This window comes from Streptomyces fuscigenes (assembly GCF_021556455.1).
GTDB lineage: Bacteria > Actinomycetota > Actinomycetes > Streptomycetales > Streptomycetaceae > Streptomyces > Streptomyces fuscigenes.
In genome coordinates this window covers 1-4,552 of record NZ_JAKGCV010000436.1, presented here as the reverse complement: position 1 = coordinate 4,552, position 4,552 = coordinate 1, and the positions used below count along the sequence as shown (strand labels likewise).

Below are 4,552 nucleotides of genomic sequence, written 5' to 3'. Positions count from 1 at the left end.
GGAGCGGGAGCGGCGGCGCGGGACCCGGGAGTGGAGGCGGCGCCCGGCGCACCCGCACCCGGGCGCCGGGGTGCGCGGCAGGGGCCGAGCGGGGGCGGGGAAGCGGCCGGGGTGCGGCCGGGGAGCGCTCTCACGCTCTCCCGCGGCCCTCTGGACACCGCCAAATGGTCTAGTCCACAATGGGTGCGAAGCGTCCGCCCTCCACCGCACAGGAGAGCGGTACGCGGGTACCGGCGCTCTCTGCCCTGACCGCGCCGGCGCCCGGAAGCGGCCGCGGGACCGCACACCCCCGGCCGCAGTGCCTCAGGGCTGCGGTGCCAGGCGGGTTGAGGGTCCCGCTCGGCGCCGCGGCCCGCGGGTACGCTCGCCTGTGTGCCCTCCATGAACGATCTCGTACGGCAGCACGCGGCCCTCGACGAGTCGGACCTCGAATGGCTGCATCTGCTCGTCTCCGAGTGGCAGCTGCTGTCCGACCTCTCCTTCGCCGACCTGGTGCTGTGGGTCCCCACCCGCGACGGCTCGCGCTACGTCTCCGTCGCCCAGATGCGCCCGAACACCGGCCCGACGTCCTACCAGGACGACATGGTCGGCCATCTCGTCCCGCGGGGCCGCAGACCGCTGCTGGACGCCGCCCTGGACGAGGGCAGGATCGTGCGCGAGGGCGACCCCGAGTGGCGCGAGGAGGTGCCCGTACGGGTCGAGTCGATCCCCGTCCGCAGGGAGGGCCGCGTCCTCGGCGTGATCGCCCGCAACACCAACCTGCTGACCGTGCGCACACCCAGCCGGCTGGAGCTCACCTACCTCCAGTCCGCGTCCGACCTCGCGCAGATGATCGCTGCCGGAACGTTCCCCTTCCCCGGCGAGCAGGTCGACATGGACGCCTCGCCGCGCGTCGGGGACGGGCTGCTGCGGCTGGACGCCGACGGCGTCGTCCAGTACGCGAGCCCGAACGCGCTCTCCGCGTACCACCGGTTGGGACTCGCGTCCGACCTGGTGGGACAGCACCTCGGGCAGACCACCGACGAACTCGCGCCCGCCCGGGGTCCCGTGGACGAGGCGCTGGTCAAGCTCGCCAGCGGCTACGCGCCCCGCCAGACGGAGGTGGAGAGCGACGTCGGCGTGATCCAGCTGCGCGCCATCCCGCTGAAGCCGAAGGGGGAGCGGATCGGCTCCCTGGTGCTGCTCCGGGACGTGACGGAACTGCGGCGCCGCGAACGCGAACTGATGACCAAGGACGCCACCATCCGGGAGATCCACCACCGGGTGAAGAACAACCTCCAGACGGTGGCCGCCCTGCTCAGGCTCCAGGCCCGGCGTATCGATTCGGCACACGGCAGGGAGGCCCTCAACGAGGCCGTGCGGCGCGTCGGTTCGATCGCCATCGTCCACGAGACGCTGTCCCAGAATCTGGACGAGCGGGTCGAGTTCGACGAGATCGCCGACCGGGTCCTGATGATGGTGGGCGAGCTGTCCCCGGCGGGCACGGTGGTCTGCCGCAGGTCGGGCCGGTTCGGCATCCTGGAGGCGGACGTCGCCACACCGCTCGCGATGGTGCTGACCGAGGTGCTGCAGAACGCACTTGAGCACGCGTTCGGGCCGGGCGAGCAGGGCCGGGTCGAGGTGAGCGCGGTGCGCGGCGAGGGGCCTGCCGGGGCGGGACGCGGCGCGGGCCGCACGGGGGAGCGGCCCGGGGGCCGGCTGCTGATCACCGTTCAGGACGACGGTCGGGGGCTGCCGCCGGACTTCGACCCGAAGCGGGCCGGAAACCTGGGGCTGCAGATCGTGCGCACGCTGGTGGAGGGCGAGTTGGGCGGCAGCTTCGACATGCTGCGCGCGCCCGAGGGCGGCACGCGGGTCGTGCTCGACATACCGGTCGGCTCGGACTAGGGCGAGCCCGTCCGTTCCACCCGTTACCCGTTACCCGTTACCCGTTACCCGTACCGCCCGGCCGGTACCGCGCCGGGCGCATCGTGAGATCCGGGCGGAACGCGGCACGGAATCCGGCCCGGACGGCGCGGGCCCGCGAAGTGGCCGCCCTGAAGTCGCCCTGCCCGAAAGGGACATGTGGAAAGGGGCGCGGACAGCAAAATGCCCCGGACCGTGGTGACGGTCCGGGGCTCTGCTCGAAGCTCACGATGAGATGCGCATCGGGGGGTACTGCGCGCTGCTTGTCGGGGGCGGTGGTGTGTGCGTACGCGGTGTACGCTCCGCCGGCGTCAGGCTCGTGAAAGGGGGCTTCAGGCGGTCGCGTTGCGCGCCCGGTTGCGAGCGGCGCGGCGCTTCATCGCGCGGCGCTCGTCCTCGCTGAGGCCACCCCAGACGCCGGAGTCCTGGCCGGACTCGAGCGCCCACTGCAGGCACTGCTCCATGACGGGGCAGCGACGGCAGACGGCCTTGGCTTCCTCGATCTGCAGCAGCGCGGGACCGGTGTTGCCGATGGGGAAGAACAGCTCGGGGTCTTCCTCGCGGCAAACGGCGTTGTGACGCCAGTCCATGGCTGCTACCTCTCTTGGTATGACGTGCATGTTGCTTGTGAATGTGAACGCTTTCACGAATCCCTCAACAAGTGAAGGGCCGAAAACGCCGGTGGGCACCGGCGCGGTCCTGGTTCGAGGAGGGGTTCTGGTTCTCAGGGAGGCTGGTGTTACTGGAGCCGTCCCGATCGCCATGTAGAGATTCGCAAACCTCGGCGGCGGATACAACCCCTTCCGGAAACTTTTTTTGGATTCCTCGGTGTCGACTAGGTCACAGCCGTACATCGATGGGGTGGACTCCAGCCTAAACGTTCGAGTGAAAGGTATCCGGGGGGTTTCACTCACACAATCACACGCAGTGCACGGCGTACGCCTGTGAACGTCACGCTGGTACGCAGTCCCAGATGGTCGCCGTCCATCTGAAGGGGCAGTGGGACCTTCGAATGCAAGGTGAAGTCCGTGAGGTCGTGCAGCGTCACCGCGTGCTTGCCGTGAAGGCCCTTCTCGGGCGTCGAGGAGAGCAGCTGGGCCGCGTACCGGGTGGCCGCCGGCACCGACAGTTTGGTGAGTCCCAGCACGTCGAGGGCGGTGTCGAAGGATGCGCCCGGCACCCCGTACACCCCGCGGTTGCCCAGGTAGGTCCACGGGGCGGTGTTGCAGACCATGGACAGTACGAGCCCGTCGACGGGGTCCTCGCCGGGCCGTTCCAGCGTGAGGGTTCCGCGACCGCGGTGCGGATCGCCGAGGAACTGCCGTACCACTTGCCGCAGATACAGTGCGTGCGTCGAACGCTTCCCGCGCTCACGCGCCTGTTCGACCCGTCCCACCACGCCGCCGACGAAGCCGAAACCGGCACAGAACGTGAACCATCGGGACGGGACGGCCTCGTCGTCGGTGCCCGGCGTGCCGGACGCGAGCCCCAGACCCACGGTCCGTTCACCGCCGTCACGCAGCGCATCCAGGATGGCGCCGGTCGCCTCCACCGCGTCGTTCGGCAGGCCGAGCGCGCGTGCGAACACGTTGGTCGAGCCGCCCGGGACCACGGCGAGCCGCGGCAGCCCCTCGAGGTCGGGCCCCGCGTGCAGCAGTCCGTTGACGACCTCGTTGACCGTGCCGTCACCGCCGAGGGCGACCACGAGTTCGATGTCGTCCGACTCGGCCGCCCGGCGGCCGAGGTCCCGCGCGTGGCCGCGGTACTCGGTGGTGACGGCCTCCAGCTTCATCTCGCTGGCGAGCGCGTGGATGAGGACGTCACGGGTGCGGGCACTGGTGGTGGTAGCCGCCGGATTGACCACGAGAAGCGCACGCATGCTTTGCACATTACCGGCCGCCCGCCGCGGGGGCTCAGTCCGGTCGCCGGGCGGCGGCTACGCTGCAGGGGTGAGCAGCAGTGAAGGCACGCCCCCCGCCCGCCCCGACGACACCGGCCCCCGCCCGCCCCGCCTGACCGCGGCCGCGGTCCTCACCGGAGTCGAGGCGCTGGCCCTCTTCGCCGCCGGTGTGGTGCTGCTGGTGGCCGGCCTGGCCGGAAAGCCCGACGATCCGGGGCAGGCCGAGGCGCTCGGCGTCACGGTGATCGTCATCGGCGTCCTGCCGCTGGTCGCGGCCCGGGGCCTGCTGGCCCGCCGGAGCTGGAGCCGGGGACCGGCGATGATCACGCACATCATCGCGCTCCCCGTCGCGTACGCCCTGATGAGCTCGGGCGGCTCGCTCGTCCCCGCGGGCATCGCGGTCGCGGCGGTCGCGGTCGCGGGTCTCGTCCTCCTGGTCAACGCCGCCACGACGCAGGCGCTCGGCATCCGCCCGCCGGGCACGCGCGAGCAGGGCTGAGCCCCCTCGGCCGCTCGCGTCCGGGGCCGGACGGACCGGTCGAAACGGCGCCCGCGCGCATACGTCGTACGTACCGGGCGATCCGGACACGGGCCGCGACTCCGGGTCCGCCGGGACGCGTGGGCGCTCCGGCCCGGCCCGTGAGGGACGCGTCCTGCGCTCCTCCACGACGGCACGCGCGCGCCGCACCGTACCCGCGCCCGCGTGCCGTACCCGCGCCCGCGGGCCGTACCCGCGCCGCACCAGCC

4 protein-coding genes are annotated in these 4,552 nt (G+C 71.9%); 2 read left to right on the top strand and 2 right to left on the bottom strand.

Annotation, left to right across the window (positions count from 1 at the left end):
- Positions 1-381: 381 nt before the first annotated feature.
- Positions 382-1,887, top strand: a complete 1,506-nt coding sequence (locus tag L1885_RS24110; protein WP_235799272.1) for a sensor histidine kinase — start codon at positions 382-384, stop codon at positions 1,885-1,887.
- 350 nt (positions 1,888-2,237) lie between these two features.
- Here the strand turns inward: L1885_RS24110 and L1885_RS24105 are convergent, their stop codons facing one another.
- Both L1885_RS24105 and L1885_RS24100 read right to left on the bottom strand, forming a co-directional pair.
- Positions 2,238-2,495: a WhiB family transcriptional regulator gene (locus tag L1885_RS24105; protein ID WP_004937597.1), complete on the bottom strand. Its 258-nt coding sequence runs from the start codon at positions 2,493-2,495 to the stop codon at positions 2,238-2,240.
- A gap of 320 nt (positions 2,496-2,815) precedes the next feature.
- The gene (locus tag L1885_RS24100; protein ID WP_235799271.1) at positions 2,816-3,784 is read right to left on the bottom strand and encodes a diacylglycerol/lipid kinase family protein; all 969 of its coding nucleotides are present in this window, start codon (positions 3,782-3,784) and stop codon (positions 2,816-2,818) included.
- 70 nt (positions 3,785-3,854) lie between these two features.
- Between L1885_RS24100 and L1885_RS24095 the strand changes: the two genes are divergently transcribed.
- A complete protein-coding gene (locus L1885_RS24095; protein ID WP_308117388.1) occupies positions 3,855-4,304 on the top strand; it encodes a hypothetical protein in 450 nt (149 codons plus the stop codon).
- Positions 4,305-4,552 lie beyond the last annotated feature (248 nt).

Excerpts from the sequence above, each read along its gene's own strand:
- L1885_RS24100 (WP_235799271.1), bottom strand. The coding sequence starts at position 3,784 with ATGCGTGCGCTTCTCGTGGTCAATCCGGCGGCTACCACCACCAGTGCC.
- L1885_RS24110 (WP_235799272.1), top strand. The coding sequence starts at position 382 with ATGAACGATCTCGTACGGCAGCACGCGGCCCTCGACGAGTCGGACCTC.
- L1885_RS24105 (WP_004937597.1), bottom strand. The coding sequence starts at position 2,495 with ATGGACTGGCGTCACAACGCCGTTTGCCGCGAGGAAGACCCCGAGCTG.